Annotated in this window: 18 protein-coding genes; 14 read left to right on the forward strand and 4 right to left on the reverse strand. The window is 73.4% G+C overall.

Going from position 1 to position 18913, the window contains the following annotated elements; translation table 11 throughout:
- Positions 1 to 131: 131 nt before the first annotated feature.
- Both ACZ404_RS15950 and ACZ404_RS15955 read left to right on the forward strand, forming a co-directional pair.
- Positions 132 to 1388, forward strand: coding sequence for an aminotransferase class I/II-fold pyridoxal phosphate-dependent enzyme (locus tag ACZ404_RS15950; protein ID WP_468440105.1), 1257 nt, complete (start codon positions 132 to 134; stop codon positions 1386 to 1388).
- Positions 1385 to 2485 (forward strand): MBL fold metallo-hydrolase, encoded by a 1101-nt coding sequence (locus ACZ404_RS15955; RefSeq protein WP_468440107.1) that lies wholly within the window; start codon positions 1385 to 1387, stop codon positions 2483 to 2485. The genes ACZ404_RS15950 and ACZ404_RS15955 overlap by 4 nt, the downstream gene beginning before the upstream one ends.
- Before the next feature lie 49 nt (positions 2486 to 2534).
- Here the strand turns inward: ACZ404_RS15955 and ACZ404_RS15960 are convergent, their stop codons facing one another.
- Together ACZ404_RS15960 and ACZ404_RS15965 are read right to left on the reverse strand one after the other, a co-directional pair.
- Positions 2535 to 3179, reverse strand: a complete 645-nt coding sequence (locus ACZ404_RS15960; RefSeq protein WP_468440109.1) for a DedA family protein — start codon at positions 3177 to 3179, stop codon at positions 2535 to 2537.
- Positions 3176 to 3949 carry an MBL fold metallo-hydrolase gene (locus ACZ404_RS15965; protein WP_468440111.1) on the reverse strand — a complete coding sequence of 258 codons (774 nt, stop codon included), beginning with the start codon at positions 3947 to 3949 and terminating at the stop codon, positions 3176 to 3178. The genes ACZ404_RS15960 and ACZ404_RS15965 overlap by 4 nt, the downstream gene beginning before the upstream one ends.
- Positions 3950 to 4033: 84 nt before the next feature.
- On the opposite strand from ACZ404_RS15965, the gene ACZ404_RS15970 reads away from it, so the two are divergent.
- From ACZ404_RS15970 to dnaK, 4 genes are all read left to right on the forward strand, one after another.
- On the forward strand, positions 4034 to 4465 hold the full coding sequence (locus tag ACZ404_RS15970) for a hypothetical protein (protein WP_468440113.1): 432 nt from the start codon (positions 4034 to 4036) through the stop codon (positions 4463 to 4465).
- A 210-nt stretch (positions 4466 to 4675) separates the two neighbouring features.
- Positions 4676 to 6790 (forward strand): phage holin family protein, encoded by a 2115-nt coding sequence (locus tag ACZ404_RS15975; protein ID WP_468440115.1) that lies wholly within the window; start codon positions 4676 to 4678, stop codon positions 6788 to 6790.
- 162 nt (positions 6791 to 6952) lie between these two features.
- Positions 6953 to 7378, forward strand: coding sequence for an OsmC family protein (locus ACZ404_RS15980; RefSeq protein WP_468440117.1), 426 nt, complete (start codon positions 6953 to 6955; stop codon positions 7376 to 7378).
- Positions 7379 to 7519: 141 nt separating this feature from the next.
- Positions 7520 to 9388 (forward strand): molecular chaperone DnaK, encoded by a 1869-nt coding sequence (dnaK, locus tag ACZ404_RS15985; RefSeq protein WP_468440119.1) that lies wholly within the window; start codon positions 7520 to 7522, stop codon positions 9386 to 9388.
- Positions 9389 to 9767: 379 nt separating this feature from the next.
- Here the strand turns inward: dnaK and ACZ404_RS15990 are convergent, their stop codons facing one another.
- Together ACZ404_RS15990 and ACZ404_RS15995 are read right to left on the reverse strand one after the other, a co-directional pair.
- Positions 9768 to 10631, reverse strand: a complete 864-nt coding sequence (locus ACZ404_RS15990; RefSeq protein ID WP_468440121.1) for a helix-turn-helix domain-containing protein — start codon at positions 10629 to 10631, stop codon at positions 9768 to 9770.
- Positions 10632 to 10753: 122 nt separating this feature from the next.
- Positions 10754 to 11674 carry a LysR family transcriptional regulator gene (locus ACZ404_RS15995; RefSeq protein WP_468440123.1) on the reverse strand — a complete coding sequence of 307 codons (921 nt, stop codon included), beginning with the start codon at positions 11672 to 11674 and terminating at the stop codon, positions 10754 to 10756.
- A gap of 422 nt (positions 11675 to 12096) precedes the next feature.
- Between ACZ404_RS15995 and ACZ404_RS16000 the strand changes: the two genes are divergently transcribed.
- From ACZ404_RS16000 to ACZ404_RS16035, 8 genes are all read left to right on the forward strand, one after another.
- Positions 12097 to 12879 carry an alpha/beta fold hydrolase gene (locus ACZ404_RS16000; protein WP_468440125.1) on the forward strand — a complete coding sequence of 261 codons (783 nt, stop codon included), beginning with the start codon at positions 12097 to 12099 and terminating at the stop codon, positions 12877 to 12879.
- A complete protein-coding gene (locus ACZ404_RS16005) occupies positions 12876 to 14483 on the forward strand; it encodes an amino acid adenylation domain-containing protein (protein ID WP_468440126.1) in 1608 nt (535 codons plus the stop codon). The genes ACZ404_RS16000 and ACZ404_RS16005 overlap by 4 nt, the downstream gene beginning before the upstream one ends.
- Positions 14480 to 14752, forward strand: coding sequence for an acyl carrier protein (locus tag ACZ404_RS16010; RefSeq protein WP_468440128.1), 273 nt, complete (start codon positions 14480 to 14482; stop codon positions 14750 to 14752). Before ACZ404_RS16005 ends, ACZ404_RS16010 begins: the two co-directional genes overlap by 4 nt.
- A complete protein-coding gene (locus ACZ404_RS16015; RefSeq protein WP_468440130.1) occupies positions 14749 to 15909 on the forward strand; it encodes an acyl-CoA dehydrogenase family protein in 1161 nt (386 codons plus the stop codon). Before ACZ404_RS16010 ends, ACZ404_RS16015 begins: the two co-directional genes overlap by 4 nt.
- 13 nt (positions 15910 to 15922) lie before the next feature.
- Entirely contained in the window at positions 15923 to 17107 is a 1185-nt protein-coding gene (locus ACZ404_RS16020; RefSeq protein WP_468440132.1) for an acyl-CoA dehydrogenase family protein, read from the forward strand.
- 5 nt (positions 17108 to 17112) lie between these two features.
- On the forward strand, positions 17113 to 17619 hold the full coding sequence (locus ACZ404_RS16025; protein ID WP_468440134.1) for a flavin reductase family protein: 507 nt from the start codon (positions 17113 to 17115) through the stop codon (positions 17617 to 17619).
- A gap of 78 nt (positions 17620 to 17697) precedes the next feature.
- Positions 17698 to 18126, forward strand: coding sequence for an aspartate 1-decarboxylase (gene panD / locus ACZ404_RS16030; protein WP_468440136.1), 429 nt, complete (start codon positions 17698 to 17700; stop codon positions 18124 to 18126).
- The gene (locus ACZ404_RS16035; RefSeq protein WP_468440138.1) at positions 18123 to 18878 is read left to right on the forward strand and encodes an SDR family NAD(P)-dependent oxidoreductase; all 756 of its coding nucleotides are present in this window, start codon (positions 18123 to 18125) and stop codon (positions 18876 to 18878) included. The genes panD and ACZ404_RS16035 overlap by 4 nt, the downstream gene beginning before the upstream one ends.
- Positions 18879 to 18913 lie beyond the last annotated feature (35 nt).

Here is an 18913-nt window from a genome sequence, read left to right on the forward strand (position 1 = left end):
ACACCATCCCAAGGGCCTCACAGACGGGCACCGTACGCACCAGCCACGCAGCCGGCACCCGGGAGCAGCCGACCAGGAGAGCACCACCAGACGGAACAGCACACGGCACCACGGACTGCGCGGAGGCGGACATGCGGCGGACGGACCCGGAGGGCCACGGCCCCGTCCGCTACGGGCCGCCCCTGCCCGGTGACGGCCTCCCCGTCCTTCCGGAACTCGCCGCCCACCTGGCCGCCGCCGCGAGCCGAGCCGAGGCCCAGCCCGTCGGCGGAGCCCCCGCCCTGCTGGAGGCGGCCTGCGGCTACTGGACCCGGCGCGGACTGCCCTGCGCCCCCGATCGGGTGGCCGCGGGCCCCGGCGCCCCCGCCCTGCTGCTCGCCCTGACGGCCGCGCTCGCCACGGACGGCGGCGACGTGCTGGTGCCCCGCCCGTGCGCCGCCTGGTGGGCGCCGTACGCCCGGGTGCTCGGCAGACCCGTCTTCCATGTGCCGACCCAGGCCGAGAGCGGCGGCGTCCCCGACCCCTACGCCCTGCTGGAGACCGTGCGCCGGGTCCGCGCCGAGGGCGGTGACCCCCGGTTGCTGGTGCTGTCCGTCGCCGACGACCCCACCGCCACCGTCGCCCCGCCCGAACTGCTGCACGAGACCGTCGAGGCGGCCACCGGCGAGGGCCTGCACCTGGTGAGCGACGAGACCTGGCGCGACACCGTGCACGACCCGCACGAGACCGTGCTGCTGAGCCCCGCAGAGATGCTGCCCGACCGGGTCACCGTCGTCACCGACCTGGCCGGCGCCCTGCTCCCGGCCGGCTGGCCCGCCGCCGTCGCCCGCTTCCCCTCCGGCGGGACGGGGGAGCGGCTGCACGCGCGCGTGCTCGACATCCTGACCGCGCTCGGCGCCCGTATCGCCGCTCCGGTGGCCGCCGCGGCCGGGTACGCGCTGGACGAACCCGAGCCCGTCACCGAACGCCGCGAGGCCGCCGTGCGCCTGCACGCGCGCGTGGCCGCCGAGATGCACGGCGCCGTCGTCGGCGCCGGCGCGCTCGCCCGGCCTCCGCAGGCCGGCCGCCATCTGTACGCCGACCTCGGCCCGTTGCGCGAAGCGCTGGCCGCGCGGGGTGTCGGCGACGCACAGGAACTGGAGGAACTCCTCGGCGTCCGGCTCGGCATGCCCGCGCCCGGCGGGCACCGCTTCGGCGACGACCTGGAGGCGCTGCGCGTACGGCTGTCCACGGGACCCCTGCTGGGGGGAACGGACGAGGAGCGCACGGAATGCCTCACGTCACCCGCACCGTTGGAACTGCCACAGGTGCAACGCGCGTTGATGTCCTTGAGGTCGGTCTTCGACGATCTCCGCGACGACGCTCAGCGACGGGAGCCCCCTCGATGACGCAGCAGACGCATGAGCCCGGGTCGGCCACCGCGACGACCACCCCCACCTCCACGACCACCACGACCACCGCGGCGAGCGGTCCGGACGGCGCCCCCGCGTCCCCCGGCCCCCTCGCGGTTCCCTTCCCGCCGCTGGCCGAGCCCCGCCCGCTGGGCGAACACCGGGTGTGGCCGCGGACGTTCCACGACCGGCTCACCGCGCCCCTGCCCGGCCTCAAGGCCCTCGCCCGCTTCGCCCGCGAGGGCGCCGTACGCCCCGGCCCCGAAGGTCTCGCCGACATCCCCCGGCTGCCGTACGAGCCGGCCCCGCTGCCCCGCGTCGGCACCCGCACCCTCGCCGTCACCTGGGCGGGACACGCCAGTTGGGTGGTCCGGGCCGGCGGCCTGACCGTGCTGACCGACCCGGTCTGGTCCCGCCGCATCCTGGGCACCCCGGCCCGTGTCACGCCCGTCGGCGTCCCCTGGGAGACCCTGCCGCGCGTCGACGCGGTCGTCATCAGCCACAACCACTACGACCACCTGGACGCCCCCACACTGCGCCGACTGCCGCGCGACACCCCGGTGTTCGTGCCGGCCGGTCTCGGCCGCTGGTTCCGGCGGCGCCGGTTCACCCGCATCACCGAGCTGGACTGGTGGGAGGGCGCCGAACTGGCCGGCGTGCGCTTCGACTTCGTACCGGCCCACCACTGGTCCAAGCGCACCCTCACCGACACCTGCCACAGTCTCTGGGGCGGTTGGGTCCTCACGACCCCCGACGGACAGCGCCTCTACTTCGCCGGCGACACCGGCTACGGCCACTGGTTCTCCCGCATCGGCCGCCGCTACCCCGGCATCGACCTCGCCCTCATGCCCATCGGCGCCTACGACCCCCGCTGGTGGCTCAGCGACGTCCACTGCGACCCCGAAGAGGCGGTCCAGGCCACCCTCGACCTGGGGGCCCGCAGAATGGCCCCGATGCACTGGGGCACCTTCGTCCTCTCGGCAGAACCGGTCCTGGAGCCCCTGACCCGGGTCCGCACGGCCTGGGAGAAGGCGGGCCTGGCCAGAGAAGACCTGTGGGATCTGCCGGTGGGAGCCTCCCGGGTGCTGGACTGAACCCATCCCAGGGGCGCGGGGCGCGCGAACAACCGGACCGGCGAGGGCGCTACCGCGCAACCCCCCGAAGGCGCCGCACGACGCCGGGCGCCACACTCACCAGCACCGTCAACGTCACCGCCGCCAGCACCCCCTCCCACGGCTCGGGGAACAACGAACCCCCCAGAATCCCGATCACCTGATACGTCACCGCCCACGCCAGGCACGCCGGCAGGTTCCCCCGGGAGAACCGCCGCAGCGGCCACTCGGCCAGCAGACACGCCAGCATCACCGGTATCCGCCCCGCGGGGATCAGCCGCGACAGCACCAGCACGGCGACCCCGTGCTCGGCCAGCTTCTCCTGCGCCTGCTCCAGCCGTTCCTCCGGCGCCCGGGAGCGGATCGCCTCCAGCCAGCGCGAGCCGTTCGTCGAGCGCAGCCCGCGCCGTCCCAGCCAGTACAGCGCCGCGTCCCCGAGGAAGGCCGCCACCGACGCCGTCACGAAGACCAGCGCCAGCGAGAACGGCGCCGTCTGATGGAACGCCACCACCGCCGCCGAACTGACCAGCGCCCCGGTCGGCACCACCGGCACCAGCGCCCCGATCAGCACGAGGAGGAACAGCGAGGGGTACCCGAGCGCCTGCTGCGTGGACTCCGGCGACACACTGCGCGCCGACGCGGCGGCCAGGGTCACCGCACCCGGCAGCCATCTCACCGCGCGACCTCCAGCCGTACGCTCTCCCCGTGCCCGAGCCGGTGCACGGCCACCCGCGGTGCGGCCGTCGCCGCCAGCCGGACGAAGTCGTCGCCGGGCGCGTGGAATTCGTGGGGGCGTACGCCGTCCATGCCGATCGGCCAGTACGTCCCGTAGTGCACCGGCACCGCCATGCGCGGCGCCAGCCGGGCCAGCGCCAGGGCCGCGCGCCCGGCGTCCAGATGGCCTTCCCCGAGGTACGGCCCCCAGCCGCCGACCGGCAGCAGCGCCGCGTCCACCGGCCCGACCCGCTCGGCCATGTCGTCGAACAGGCCGGTGTCCCCGGCGAAGTAGGTGCGCGCCTCGCCCCGGACGACGTACCCGAGCGCGGGGGAGCGGTGCGGGCCGACCGGCAGCCGCCGCCCGTCGTGCAGCGCGGGCACGGCCCGGACGGTGAGGTCCCCGATCCGTGTCTCGTCCCCGGGGGCCACCTCGGTGATCCGCAGGTGCCGCAGCCGGCGCAGTCCGGGCACCGCCCGGGGTGCGCCCCGGGGCACGAGCAGGCGCGTGCCCGGGGGCAGGGCGCTCAGGGACGGCAGATGCAGATGGTCGGCGTGCAGATGCGAGACGAGCGCCACGTCCGCGCGGTGCGCCTCGGGAGGGGGTACCGCGCCCCGCCGGCGGCGCAGATGAGCGAGCCTGCGGGCGAACAGAGGGTCGGTCAGCACGCGTATGTTCGAATCTTGGAGCGTGCAGGTGGCGTGCCCCCACCAGGTGATCTCCACCGGCACTTCTTCGCCTCCTTCACGCGACTCCCCCGAAGCCTACGGGCAGGAGTAGGGTCGGCGGCGAAACCCGGAGGTGAGGGGGACGCCATGGGACAGCTGCGGGGTGCCTCCGGTGGGGCCGCGCCGGTGCGAGTGACCGCCATCGCGAGCCTGACACCTCTGGAGGAGCTGGAGGCCGACCCCTTCCTGGTGGACTCCCGCAGCCAGCACGCCATGTGCGCGAAGTGGGCGGCCGAGCGCGGCTACGTCGTCGCGCGGGAACTTCTCGTCGGCGGTCTGCGTTTCGACCATTGCGCGCTGTGGGACGGAGTGCGGCCCGGCGTCGACGTGTTCGTGGCCCCCAGCATGCGGGTGCTCGAGCGCGCCCTGTCCTCGGTGGAGGGGTTCACCGCCGAGTGCGCGCGGCGCGGGGTGCGGGTGGAGACGGTGGGGAGGGCCGAGCCGGCGTACGACGCGCAGATGAAGGCCCGCATCCACCGCCGCCTGTCGATGCCGACCGCGGGCTACGACGGCCGCTGACGGTCCACGGCGGGCCGGGTGCCACGGGTCCGGCACCACCGGCGCGGGCGGTCGGGCATCAGCGGTACGCCCGGTGAGGCACCACCGGCCCGTCGGTGGGCACCACGCGCGCGGTCGGGCACCGCCCGCCCGCACCGTGCCGGAGCAGCGGTGTGACAAGGTGAGAGGCGGCCCACGAGGTGTGCGGGCCGGGACGTGAGGTGGCGGGGCGTGGTGGACGTGCGGTGGCGGCGGGTGGCCAGCCAGGTGGGGCGGAGCGTCACCGTGTGGGCGGTCTCCACGGTCACCATGCTCGTACTCGCCGGAATCCTGCCCGACTTCAGGCTCCAGTCCCCCGACGGCGACAGTGCCACCCGCATCGCCATGACCGCGGCCTGGGGCGCCGGCGCCTTCGGTGTGCTGTCGGCCGTGGTGTGGCCGGTTCTCGTACGGCTGATGCTGCTCGTCCCCGCCCTCGTCCTCGGCCTGCTGGTCTTCTTCCTCAACGGCTCCCTGCTGCTTCTCGCCCTGCGCGTCAACCCCTCCGGCCGCCCGGAGGCCGCCCCGGAGACCGCGGTCATCGTGGCCGCCGTGATGTCCGCCGTCGCCTCGGCCACCGGCGCCACCCTCGCCGTCCGCGACGACGACGCCTACCGCCGCCGCCTGCTCCGCCTCGCCGACCGCCGCCGCAGATCCACACCGCCCTGTCCGGCTACCCCCGGCCTGGTCTGCGTCCAGTTGGACGGCGTGGGCCACGACGTCCTCACCGCCGCCGTCCGCAAGGGACTGATGCCGACCGTCGCCCGCCGGCTGGCCACGGCCGACGGCATGCGGCCGACCCACCGCCTCACCCCCTGGCGCACCGACTGGTCCAGCCAGACCGGCGCCAGCCAGCTCGGCATCCTGCACGGCAGCACCTTCGACGTGCCCGCCTTCCGCTGGTACGAGAAGGACCGGGGCGAGGTGATGGTGTCCAACCGGCCGACGAGCGCCGCCGAACTGCAGCGCCGCGCCACCGCGCACACGGGCCACGGCGGACTGCTCGCCGTCGACGGCGCCAGCCGGGGCAACCTGTTCAGCGGCGGTGCCGGCGAACAGGCCCTCGTGCTGTCCATCGCCACCCGCCGCCGGGGCCGCGAGAACCGCTCCCGGGCCGGCTACTTCGCCTACTTCTCCGACCCCGCCAACGCGGTGCGCACCGCGCTGTCCTTCGTCGCCGAGGTCGTCCGCGAGATCGGCCAGTCCACCCGCGCCCGGCTGCGCAGACAGCGCCCCCGGGTGAGCCGGGGCGGCCTCTACCCGTTCGTGCGCGCCTTCGCCACCGTCGTCGAACGGGACGTCGTCGTCGCCGCGGTGATGGGCGACCTGCTCGCCGGCCGCACCGTCGTCTACGCCGATCTCGTCGCCTACGACGAGGTCGCCCACCACTCCGGACCGCACAGCCGGGACGCCGAGAAGGTGCTGCAGCGCCTCGACCGGTCGCTCGCCCTGATCGAGAAGGCCGCCGAGCACGCCCCGCGCCCGTACCACCTCGTCGTCCTGTCCGACCACGGCCAGAGCCCCGGAGAGACCTTCCGCGCCCGGTACGGCCTCACCCTCGCCGACCTCGTCCGGGCCGGCTGCGGACTGCCGGTGCCCCGTCGGGCCGAGCGCACCCGGAGCGGCGCCGAGGCCCGCGCGGCGGTCCGGGCGGCGCTGGGCCGGCCCGTCGAGGAGGGCCCACCGCGCCACTCGGAGCCGATCGTGCTGGCCTCCGGCAACCTCGGCCTCGTCTCCTTCCCGGACGTGCACCACCGCATGAGCAAGGAGGAGATCGACGCCCGCCACCCCGCACTGCTCACCACCCTCGCCAACCACCCCGGCATCGGCTTCCTGCTGGTGCGCAGCGAGGAGCACGACGGCGTGGTGCTCGGCCCCTACGGCACCGAGATACCGCTGGCCCGGCTGGACGAGGAGCCGGGTCCGCTGGCCCGCTTCGGCCCCGGGGCCGCCGACGCGGTCCGCCGCACGCACTCCTTCCCGCACACCGCCGACATCATGGTCAACTCCTTCCACGACCCCGCCGACGGCGAAGTCCTCGCCTTCGAGGAGCAGATCGGCTCCCACGGCGGCCTCGGCGGCGCCCAGTCCCACCCTTTCCTGCTCTCCCCGCTCGCCCTGCCCCCGCCGGCCGGGGCCGCCGGGGAACCGACCGGCGCCGAACAGGTCCACCAGACCCTGCGCCGCTGGCTGGACGAACTGCACGGGCCCCAGGTGCCGCTCACGGCGCCGCTGGCGAAGGGAGCGGGCGAGGGCGAGAGCGAGAGCGAGGGGGAGGGCGGGAGCGAGGGGGAGCGAGCCGCCTGACAGGTCGGACCGCCCCTCCCGAGCTGTGCGCCTGTCGGGTTTCCCGGGGCGGACACCTTGCGTTCACCTCGCGTGGCGCGGTCTTGAAGGTGCGGTGCGCCCGGATGTGATCGGATGGGACGCGGAACCCGAACACTCGGACCCCACGTGAAAGGAACAGCCGTGGCAACCACGCGCACCGCACACACCGTCTGGGAAGGCAACCTGCTCGAGGGCAACGGCGTCGTCACCTTCGACTCCTCCGGCATCGGCCAGCAGCCGGTGTCGTGGCCGTCGCGCGCCGAGCAGGCGAACGGCAAGACCAGCCCCGAGGAGCTGATCGCCGCCGCCCACTCCAGCTGCTTCTCCATGGCCCTCTCGCACGGCCTGGCCGGCGCCGGGACTCCGCCCACCCGCCTGGAGACCAAGGCCGACGTCACCTTCCAGCCCGGCGAGGGCATCACCGGCATCCACCTCACCGTCCGCGGCGAGGTGCCCGGCCTGGACGCGGACGCCTTCCGCTCGGCGGCGGAGGACGCCAAGAAGAACTGCCCGGTCAGCCAGGCCCTGACCGGCACGACGATCACGCTGACGGCCGAGCTCGCCTGAGCAGGCCGCGCACTACCGGTGCCGCGTTCCCGTCCCGGGGCGCGGCACCGCCGTTTTCCGGGGAACCCGGGTAGGTGACAGCGCCGTACGCACGTTGTGTGCTGGGAGGGCGGCAGACGCCCTGCGGAAAGGGGACGGACCATGGCACGTGCGGTCGGGATCGATCTCGGGACGACGAACTCGGTGGTGGCCGTCCTGGAGGGCGGCGAGCCCACCGTGGTCGCCAACGCGGAGGGTGCGCGCACCACACCCTCGGTGGTGGCGTTCGCGAAGAACGGCGAGGTGCTGGTCGGCGAGGTCGCCAAACGGCAGGCCGTGACCAACGTGGACCGCACCGCGCGCTCGGTGAAGCGGCACATGGGCGATCCGGACTGGCGCTTCCCCGAGCACGGGTCGGTCGACGGCACCCGCCTGCGCGCGCAGGAGCTGTCGGCCCGGGTGCTGCAGAAGCTGAAGCGGGACGCGGAGGCCTACCTGGGCGAGGACGTCACGGACGCCGTGATCACCGTACCGGCGTACTTCGACGACACCCAGCGGCAGGCCACCAAGGAGGCCGGGGAGATCGCCGGGCTGAAGGTGCTGCGGATCATCAATGAGCCGACGGCCGCCGCCCTCGCCTACGGCCTGGACCGCGGCGAGGAGCAGACGGTCCTCGTCTTCGACCTCGGCGGCGGCACCTTCGACGTGTCGCTGCTGGAGATCGGCGACGGCGTCATCGAGGTGAAGGCCACCAACGGCGACACGCATCTCGGCGGCGACGACTGGGACCAGCGGGTCGTGGACCACCTGGCGAAGCGGTTCAAGGGGCAGTACGGCATCGATCTCAGCGGCGACAAGATGGCCGTGCAGCGGCTGCGGGAGGCCGCCGAGCGGGCCAAGATCGAACTGTCCTCCTCCTCGGAGACCACGATCAACCTGCCCTACATCACCGCCTCCGCCGAGGGCCCGCTGCACCTCGACGAGAAGCTGACCCGCGCGCAGTTCCAGGAGCTGACGGCCGACCTGCTCGACCGCTGCCGCAAACCCTTCCATCAGGCGGTGAAGGACGCGGGGGTGCAGCTCTCCGCGATCGACCACGTCATCCTGGTCGGCGGCTCCACCCGGATGCCCGCCGTCACCGAGCTGGTCAAGGAACTCACCGGCAAGGAGCCGCACAAGGGCGTCAACCCCGACGAGGTGGTCGCCGTCGGCGCGGCGCTGCAGGCCGGTGTGCTGCGCGGCGACGTCAAGGACGTCCTGCTGCTGGACGTCACCCCGCTGTCCCTGGGCATCGAGACCAAGGGCGGCATCATGACGAAGCTGATCGAGCGCAACACGACGATTCCGACGCGCCGTTCGGAGATCTTCACCACCGCCACCGACAACCAGCCCTCGGTGGGCATCCAGGTGTACCAGGGCGAACGGGAGATCGCCGCCTACAACAAGAAGCTCGGCGTCTTCGACCTCACCGGCCTGCCGCCCGCCCCGCGCGGGGTGCCGCAGATCGAGGTGGCGTTCGACATCGACGCCAACGGGATCATGCACGTCTCGGCGAAGGACCTGGCGACGGGCCGCGAGCAGAAGATGACGGTGACCGGCGGCTCCGCGCTGCCCAAGGACGACATCGACCGCATGATGCGCGAGGCCGAGCAGTACGCCGAGGAGGACCGCAAGCGCCGGGAGGCCGCGGAGACCCGCAACCAGGCCGAGCAACTCGTGTACCAGACCGAGAAGTTCCTCAGCGACAACCAGGACCGTGTGCCTGCCGAGACCCGCACCGAGGTGGAGGCGGCGGCCGGGGAGCTGAAGGCCCTGCTGGAGCAGAACGCGGAGACGGCTGCTCTGCGCGCCGCGGTGGAGAAGCTCGCCACGGTCAGCCAGAAGATGGGCCAGGCCATGTACGCCCAGGCCCAGCCCTCGGCACCCGACGGCGCCGACGCCACCTCCGACCAGCCCCGGTCGGAGGAGGAGGGCGTCGTCGACGCGGAAATCGTCGACGAGGACCGGGAAGAGAGGGGCGGCGCCGCCTAGCCCCCGACAACGCCGACGCCACGTGGGCCTTGGCCGTCCGGCCCGGTGGCGCGGGTGTCCGCCTGCCGCGCCCGTCCGACGCCGGGCGTGCCGCGCCTCCCGCCCGGCCCGGCGTCGCGGCGCTGGGTGTCCGCCGGTCGTGCCTGTCCGACTTCGGGGCGTGCCCGCGTCTCCCGTTCCGGTCCGGTGTCGCGGCGCTGGGTGTCCGCCGGTCGTGCCTGTCCGACTTCGGTGTGTGCCCGCGTCTCCCGTCCGGTCCGGTGTCGCGGCGCTGGGTGTCCGCCGGTCGTGCCTGTCCGACTTCGGGGCGTGCCCGCGTCTCCCGTCCGGTCCGGCGTCGCGGCGCTGGGTGTCCGCCTGCCGTGCCCGTGCGGCGCGGTCAGAAGTTCTCGCGGTACTCGCGCAGGATCTTCTCGGTGCGCTGGGCGGAGGCCGCTCGGGCCGTCATGTGGTCCAGGACCTCCAGGTGCGCGGCGACCTCGCGGCGCGAGTCCAGGTAGAGGGCGCCGGTCAGGTACTCGGTGAAGACCATGTCCGGCAGCTCGGGTTCGGCGAACCGGAAGAGGGTGAACGGTGCGTACGTCCCGGGGTGCGGGCCCGCCGCGAACTCCGCGAGCTGCAGCGTGACCCGGTCCCGCGCGGCGTACTCCAGCAGCTTGTCCAGTTGCTCGCGCATCACCTCGGGACGCGTGCTCACCGGACGCCGGAGCACCGTCTCGTCCACGATCACCCACAGGTGCGGCGGGTCGTCCCGCTCCAGCAGCCGCTGCCGCTCCATGCGCAGCGACACATGCCGCTCGATCGTCTCGGGACCGGCCTGCCCGATCGTCCCCGCCTCCATCACCGCGCGCGCATACGCCTCGGTCTGCAGCAGGCCGGGCACGAAGTGCGGCTCGTAGGAGCGGATGATGCGGGCCGCGCCCTCCAGGCTCACGTACAGGCTGAACCACTCGGGCAGCACGTCGTGGAACCGCTGCCACCACCCCGGCCGGTTCGCCTCCTCCGCCAGCCGCACGAAGGTGGCCGCCTCCTCCTCGGACACCCCGTAGGTGGACAGCAGCACCTGCACGTAGGGGATCTTCAGCGCGACCTCGGCCATCTCCATCCGCCGTACGGTCGCCGAGGCCACCCGCAGCACCCGGGCGGCCTCCTCCCGGCTGAGCCCGGCCGCCTCCCGCAGCTCCTGCAACCGCTTGCCGAGCACCACCTGGCCCACGGTGGGCGCAGCACGCCGCTCACTCACGCCACGCCCTCCCCTACGCGCCGAAGTCTGCGGGCAGTGTGCCACGGGACCCGCCCGTCGCACAGGTGGCCGAGAGGAACCGGAGGCAACCCATCGACGCTCCCGGGTCCGAAACGCGGCCGTCAGGGCCGGGCGCCGCTCACCGTCACGCGCCCGGCGCCGGCCGGCTGGGGCCCCGAACCGCCCCGGGAGAGCCGGCCCAGCCTCGCATCGGCCCACACGGCCTCCGCGAATCTGGCCGCCTGGGGGTGGGAGCCGTGGGCGGGACAGGCCAGATGCAGACGGACGGTGGGGGCGTCGCGCAGCGGGACGAACCGTACGGCGGGATGGCGGTAGCGGCGCGTGGAGTCCTCGGGCGCGGTCCCCACACCGAGGCCCGCCGCCACCTTCTCCAGCCACTCGTCGTAGTTGGAGCACTCCGCACCCACCACCGGGCGCCGCTCGGCGGGCCACATATGGGGAAACGTCACGCCGCTGACGGTGTTGACGATCAGCGGCCAGTCGGCCAACTCCTGCCAGGCGAGCTCGTCCCGCTCGGCCAGCGACCAGTGCGCGGGCACCGCCGCCACGCGCGTCTCCTCGTAGAGGAAGACGCCGCGCAGATGCCCCGGCAGGGACTCGCCCCGCAGCAGCGCCAGATCCGCCGCTCCGGTGTCCAGCCCGGCCAGCGGCGTGTCGCAGCGGACGTACTCGACCCGGACGCCGGCCTCCTCGGCGAAGCCGGCCGCCAGCTGGGACAGGCCGTCGGGCAGCCCCCAGCTGAAGCCCAGCCGCAGCTGCTCGCCCGCCCGTATGCCGTCGAGGGTCGCCTGCAGCGTGCGCAGCAGCGGGACCAGTTCGTCGTGGAGCTGGCGCCCCTTGGCCGTGAGTTGTGTTCTTCGCGTCGTCCGGTCGAAGAGCCGGACGCCCAGCGCGTCCTCCAGGGATCGGATGCAGCGGGTCAGGGTCGGCTGGGCCACATGGAGCCTGCGGCCCGCAGCGCTGAATCCGCCGTCCTCGGCGACGGCGAGGAAGTACCGCAAGTGGCGAAGATCTACGTCCATGCCTGCAGAGCATAGGTGATCCGGTACAGCTATTTCTCATCCGTGCGTGCCACATCTAGTGTTTCTGGTGGCGCCACTACGGTGGCGTCGGCATTTGAAGTACTGAGACGGGGGTCACTGTTTTGTCTATTCCTTACGCTTGGTCATCACCCCATCGCGCGCCCGGCGTCCCGCGGTCGGTCCGAGGCCTCTTGAGCGGAGAAGTGCGCAGGTAGCGCACGTTTCGGCGCATGCGCGCCGACCGGGGCAATTTCGCGCCTCTCGCGCGCCCCGCGTTCGTTGAACACTGAATCGAGTAGCGCTCGATTCAGCACTTCCCTGCCCGGTGATCCGGTGTGCCCTTTTTATTGGGGAAACGCTTGCCGAGCAATTCGGCATGCCGAAAACCGGGCGGACACCCTCTTCTTGTCGAAGGAATTGATGTGCCGGTAGCAGACACCCGACACGGTCCGATCGAACACGTCCTCATCGACGGCGACCCGTCCCGTGCGCCGCTCGTCTTCCTGCACGGCGGCCTCGGCTGTGTCGCCGCCTGGGGCCGCTTCCCCGCGGCCGTCGCCGCGGCCACCGGACGCCGCGCGCTGGTCTACTCACGTCCCGGCAACGGCGGCTCCGGCCCCACCCGGCTCCCGCTCACCCCGCGCTACATGCACCACCTGGGGCAGCAGGTGCTGCCCGACCTGCTCGACCTGCTCGACCTCCACGACCCGGTCCTGATCGGGCACAGCGACGGCGGCTCCGCCGCGCTGCTGTACGCGTCGGTCCGGCCGGCCGAGGCCGTGGTCGTCATGGGACCGCACCTGTACTTCGAGGAGGCCAACCGCAAGGGGATCGAGGCCGCCCGCGCCGCCTACGAGGCCGGGCCCCTGTACCGGAAGCTCGCCCTGGTGCACGACGACCCGCGCCGCGTGTTCACCGACTGGAGCGACCTCTGGCTGTCCGACGACTTCCGGACCTGGTCCATCGAGCACGACCTCGACGTCACCGCGCCGGTCCTCATGATCCAGGGCGACCGCGACGAGTACGGCACGCTGGGCCAGCTCGACGCGCTCCAGCGGGCGGTACGCGGTCCCGTGCGGCGTGTGGTGCCCGAAGGAGTGGACCACTACCCGCACCTGGTCTGCCCCGACGTCGTCATCGACGCCGTCACCGCGTTCCTCGCCGAGCACGCGCCGGGCGCGCCCGCCACCGGAGGCGCCCGATGACCGCACACCCCGGTACGCCACGGCTGGACGACCTGCTCGCCGATGCCGCCCGGCGCCACCCGGACCGGCCCGCCCTCGTCGGACAGGGCGCGAGCTGGACGTACGCCGAACTGGAGCAGGCCGTGGCCGCACTCGCCGCGGAGTTCGCGGCCTTCGGCATGCGGCCCGGACAACGCGTCGGCGTCTACGCGCCCAAGACCCCGGCGACCGTCGTCGCGCTCTACGCGGCTCTGCGCGCCGGCGCGGTGGTCGCCCCGCTCGACGTCGCCGATCCCGCGCTGCGCACGGCCCGGATGCTCCGCAACGCGGGCATCTCCCTGCTGATCACCACGGAGCGGTACCGGACGGCCGCCGCCCGGGCCGCGGCCGAGGCCCGCGGCACCGGGACGCGGGAATCCCTTCCCGGCGGCGGCCAGGACGGCCACCGGGAGCGGGACTTCGGCCATGGCCTCGCCGCCCTCGAGGTCCTCACCCCGGTCGAGCGGCCCGCGCCCCTGCCTTCGCCCGTCGACCGCGGCGGCTACATCCTCTTCACCTCCGGCAGCACGGGCTGGCCGAAGGGGGTGCTGCTGTCCCACCAGAACGTCGTCCACTACGCGCTGTGGGCGGCCGACGAGTTCGGACTCACGCCCGACGACCGCATCGGCTCACAGGCCGCGCTCACCTTCGACCTGACCACCTTCGACCTGTACAGCGCCGCCGCGGCCGGAGCGTGCGTCGTGCTCCTGCCCGACATGCTGCGCTCCTTCCCCCGGGACGTCGTCACCTGGCTGAACGAGCAGCGGATCACCGCGTTCATGGCGGTGCCCTCGCTGTACCACAACCTGCTCCAGCAGGGCGGGATCGCCGACGCGCTGCCCCCCACCCTGCGCATCGCGGCCTTCGGCGGAGAACCCTTCGCCCCGCACCTGCTGGAGCAGTACCTCCGACTGCTGGGCGACCGGCCCTTCTACAACCTCTACGGACCCACCGAGACCAACGCCTGCACCTTCCACCGGGTGCCCCGCGACTGGACGGCCGACCAGGAGCTGACCATCGGCCGGGGCATCGGCGGTGTGCACATCGAGGTGCTGGACACCGATGGCCGCCCCACCGACGGGGAGGGCGAGATCCACATCGCCGGACCGACCGTCTTCCAGGGCTATCTGCGCGACGGCCGGCTCACCGACCCGACCGTCCGGGTGGCCTTCCGCGACGGTGTCGTGCGTCGCGCCTACGCCAGCGGCGACCTGGGCCGGATCACCGCCGACGGCCGGGTCTTCCTGCGCGGTCGCCGCGACCACCAGGTCAAGCGCCGGGGCCATCGCATCGACCTGCTCGACATCGAGAGCGCCGCACTCGAACTGCCGCAGATCGCCACGGCCGCGGCCGTCGCCAAGGCCGGCGCAGAAGCCGGGCAGATCTGGGTCTACGCCCAGACCAGCGCGAGCGAACGGGAGTTGCTCGCCGGGCTGCGCGCCGTACTGCCGCACCGCATGCTCCCCGACCGGGTCGTGCCGGTGCCCTCCCTGCCCGTCACCGTCAGCGGCAAGGTCGACCGCCGCGCGCTCGCCGACGGTGTCACCGCCACCCCTCTCATCCCTCACCAGGAGAACCCGTCATGACCACGATCCACAGCGTCGAAGACCTCTGCGCCCTCATCCAGAGCAAGATCACCTGGGCGCGCGGCGAGGAGCCGGAGCTCCTGGCCCCCGACACACCGCTGCTGGAGAGGGGGCTGCTCGACTCACTGGCGATCATGGAGATCGTCGCGGCGCTCGACAAGCAGGCCGGCATCGAACTGCCCGAGACCGAGATCGTCGCCGCCAACTTCCGTACCCCCGCGGCTCTCTGGGCGGTAGTGAGCGGCGCACCGCGCGGAGCGCGGGCATGAGCGACGCCCTGACCCGGCTGCTGCGCTGTGCCCCGGCAGCGGCCGAGCGCGTCGTCGACGAGTACCGCGAACGGGCCGCCGCGGTGACGGACAAGGCCGCCGGGGACGACTTCCGTACGCAGTGGCGCACGCTGGCCGGGCTCGGGGTGCTGCGCCGCACCGGCGGAGGCCCGGACGGGCCCGGACCGGTCACGCGCGGCCTCGCGGCGATCGAGGGCATCGGTCTCGCCGGAGTGGACCCCGGCATGTGCTACGCGCTGACGTCGCAGCTCTTCGGCATGCAACACCCCCTGCACACCGCCCTCGTGACGCGGGACCGGGACCTCACGGACTCCGTCGAGGAGGGCTGTACGCTGCTGTGCCACGCGCTGACCGAGCGCTCGGGCGGCAGCGACCCCCTGTCCATGGCCAGCCACGCCGAACGGGACGGGGACGGCTACGTCCTCACCGGCGGGAAGGCCTTCGTCACGGCCGCGCCGGTCGCCGACCTCGCCATCGTCTTCGCACGCACCGGGGCGGGACGTACCCCCTTCAGCCTGACCGCCTTCCTCGTGCCGCTGGACGCCCGGGGCGTGTCGCGAGGGGAGACCTTCGACAAGACGGCCCTGTCCACGGCGCCCATGGGTGAGTTGCTGTTCGACGGCGCCCGGCTGCCGGCCTCGGCCGTCATCGGGCAGGAGGGCTCCGGACTCGGCATCATGGCGGCCACCACCGCCTGGGAACGCGCCCTGATCCTCGGATACGCGCTGGGGCCGATGCGGTCGCTGCTGGACCGCACGGTGACGTGGGCCCGTGAACGCGAGCACTTCGGCCGCCGGATGGGAGCCAGCCACCAGGTGGCCGCCCGCGTCAGCGACATGGCGATGGCGCTGCACCGCTCGCGGCTCCAGCTCTACGCGCTGGCCGCCGCCCTCGACACCGGGACCACCGCACGGCAGCTGGCCGCCGAGGCGGCCCTGACGAAGATCTCGGTGGCCGAGGACTACGTGCGGATGACCGAGCACGCCACCGCACTGGCGGGTGTCCGCGCCTTCCTGCCGGACACCGGCCTCACGGCCGACCCCCTCAGCCCGCTGGCCGCCCTCACCTACGCGGGACCCAACGACCTGCTGAGGGTGGGCGTCGCCCGCCAGCTCGGGCTGCCCGTCGAGAACTGATCCGAGGAGAACGATGACACCGATCCATCCGGACGACGTCCTCAAGCGGGCCGCCGAGGCCGGCGAGGCCCTGGCCCCGCTGGCCGCCGACATCGACGCCGGGCGGGCCGACCTGTCCCTGCCCTACGCCGTCCTGCGCGAGTCGGGGCTGCTGGGCGCCCTGGTCCCGCGGGAGGCGGGCGGCCTCGGCCTGGGCTTCGGCGCCTACTGGAGGCTCCTGGCCACGCTGGGGTCGTACAACGGCGCCGCCGCCGTCGGGTTCAACATGCACCACGTCGTGCTCGGCGCGCTCGCCGACTCGGCGGGCACCCCGCTGCCGCCCGCCGCCGACAGGTTCCGCACCTGGATGCAGCACGAGGTGGTGCACGGCCGCAAACTCTTCGCGTCCGCCACCTCCGAGACCGGCCGCGGAGCGCGGCTGCGCGGCATGACCACCCGCTACCGGCCCACGGACGACGGCGAGCACTACGTCCTCAACGGGGCGAAGTCGTTCGTCTCCCTGGCGGGTGTCGCCGACTACTACGTGGTGGCGGCCGCCGCCGAAGGACCCGAGGACACGGCGGAGGTGTCACACTTCGTCGTCGCCGCCGACGACCCGGGCGTCGGTTTCGGGCAGGTGCACAGCCTGTCGGCGATGTACGGGACGAGCACCGCGCCGATGACCCTCACCGACGTCGTCGTCCCGCGCTCCCGGCTGTACCTGGGCGTCGAGGGCATGTCCCTGTTCAAGGTGGTGCGCGAACCCCACTGGATGGTGGCCGGCTACACCGCCGCCTACCTGGGCATCGCCGAGGCCGTCTTCGACTACACCGTCCGGTGCCTGACGGCCTCGCCCTCGCGCGCCGAGTCGCCCGCGGTCCAGCAGGAACTGGGCCGCATGTCGGTACGGCTGCGGGCGGCCCGCGCGCTCGTCCACGAGGCCGGTGAGCATGTGGACCGCGAGCGCGGCAGCATCGAGGCCAACGCCCTGGTGCACGCGGCCAAGTACCTGATCGGCGAGGTCGGGCCGCAACTGGCCCAGGACGCCACCCGGCTGTGCGGCTCCGCCGCGGTCAGCCGCTCCCAGCCACTGGAGCGGCTGGTCCGGGAGCTCTCCTTCGCCTCCGTGATGCCGGCCAAACCGCTCGACTGCCTGGAGTACCTCGGCAAGGCGGCCGTCGGCGTCAACCTCTACGACGCCCGGGCCTTCGCATGGTGACGCCGGTGGCGGACGGCACCGCGCTGACCCCGGCCGACTTCCGCGCGCTGATGGCCTCACATCCCGGCGGGGTGGCCGTCATCACCTCCGCCGACGAGGACGGCGTGCCGTACGGGTTCACCTGCACCGCGCTGTGCTCGGTGTCGCTGGATCCGCCCCGCCTGCTGGTGTGCGCGGCCCACAGCGGGCGCACCCTCCCGGTGCTCACCGCGCGCGGCGCGTTCGTCGTCAACCTGCTGCACGCGGACGGACGCGGCGCGGCGGAGGTGTTCACCAGTCGCACCGCGGACCGGTTCGGCGAGGTGTCCTGGCGGTCCGGCACGGCCACCGGGCTGCCGGTGCTCGGCGACGACGCCCACGCGATCGCCGAGTGCCGCGTCGCCGCGCTGCACCCGTGCGGCGACCACACCATCGTCGTCGGCGACGTCCTGCGCAGCGAGATACGGACCACCGACCGCGCCCCCCTGCTCTACGGACGGCGCCGGTTCGCCGCCTGGCCCGCCGAAGCCTGACCGCACGACCCGACTGCTCCTCCCTTCATCCCGCAGACCATCCCGCACGACCGTCCCGCACGAGAAAAGGACACACCCATGCAGCGCACCATGATGAAATCCAAGATCCACCGTGCCACCGTCACCCAGGCGGACCTGCACTATGTGGGATCCCTGACGATCGACACCGACCTCATGGCGGCCGCCGACCTGCTGCCCGGCGAGAAGATCGACATCGTCGACATCGAGAACGGCAACCGCCTGTCCACGTACGTCATCGAGGGCCCCGCCGGCTCGGGTGTCATCGGTATCAACGGCGCCGCCGCCCGGCTGATCAGCCCCGGCGACCGCGTGATCATCATCTCCTACGCGGACATGGCCGACGCCCAGGCGCGTACCTTCGTCCCGAGCGTCGTCTTCGTCGACGGCGACAACCGCATCGTGCAGCGCGGCGGCGACCCCGCCGACGTGCCCGACGGATTCGGGCTGCTGCGCGGAGACGTGCCGGCCGACGGGACCCGGGTGTGACGGCGAGGGCACACGCGAGGCCGCTCGCGGTGGTCACCGGCGGCACACGGGGCATCGGCGCCGCCTTCAGCCGACGGCTCATCGCCCTCGGACACCGGGTCGTCGCCCTGTACCGGGGCGACGGCAAGGCGGCCGCCGAGGCGGAGCACGCCGGCGGCGGCCATCTCGTCGCCCTGCGCGCCGACCTGTCCCGCCCCGCGGAGGTCCGCACGGCAGCTGCCCGGGTCCTCGACCGGTACGGGCCTCCCGCCGTGCTGGTCAACAACGCCGGCATCAACCGGGACCGGCCGTTCCTGACGATGTCCGAACAGGACTGGGACGAGGTCCTGGCGACCAACCTCTCCGGTCCCTTCCACCTCACCCGTGCGCTGGCCCCGGCCATGGTGGAGGCCCGGCACGGCGTCATCGTCAACATCGCGGCCACCACGGCCATCAGGCCCCGCACATCGGGCGCGAACTACTGCGCGGCCAAAGCCGGCCTGCTCCAGCTCACCAAGTGCCTCGCGCTCGAACTCGCCCCCCACGTCCGGGTCAACGCACTGCTGCCCGGCTTCACCGACACCCGCGAGGTCGTCGAGCGCTACGGCCTCGACGATCCGCAACGGCTCCAGGAGGTGCTGGCCACCATCCCACAGGGCCGCACCGGCACCCCGGAGGACATCGCCGACGCCCTGGAGTACCTGGTCGGCGACCACAGCCGGTACGTCACCGGTCAGCAACTCGTGGTCGACGGCGGCCATTTCATGGGCTGAGCGCCCCGCCGCCCGCGTCGCCCCCACCACTCCCC

Source organism: Streptomyces sp. NPDC030798, from assembly GCF_055572275.1.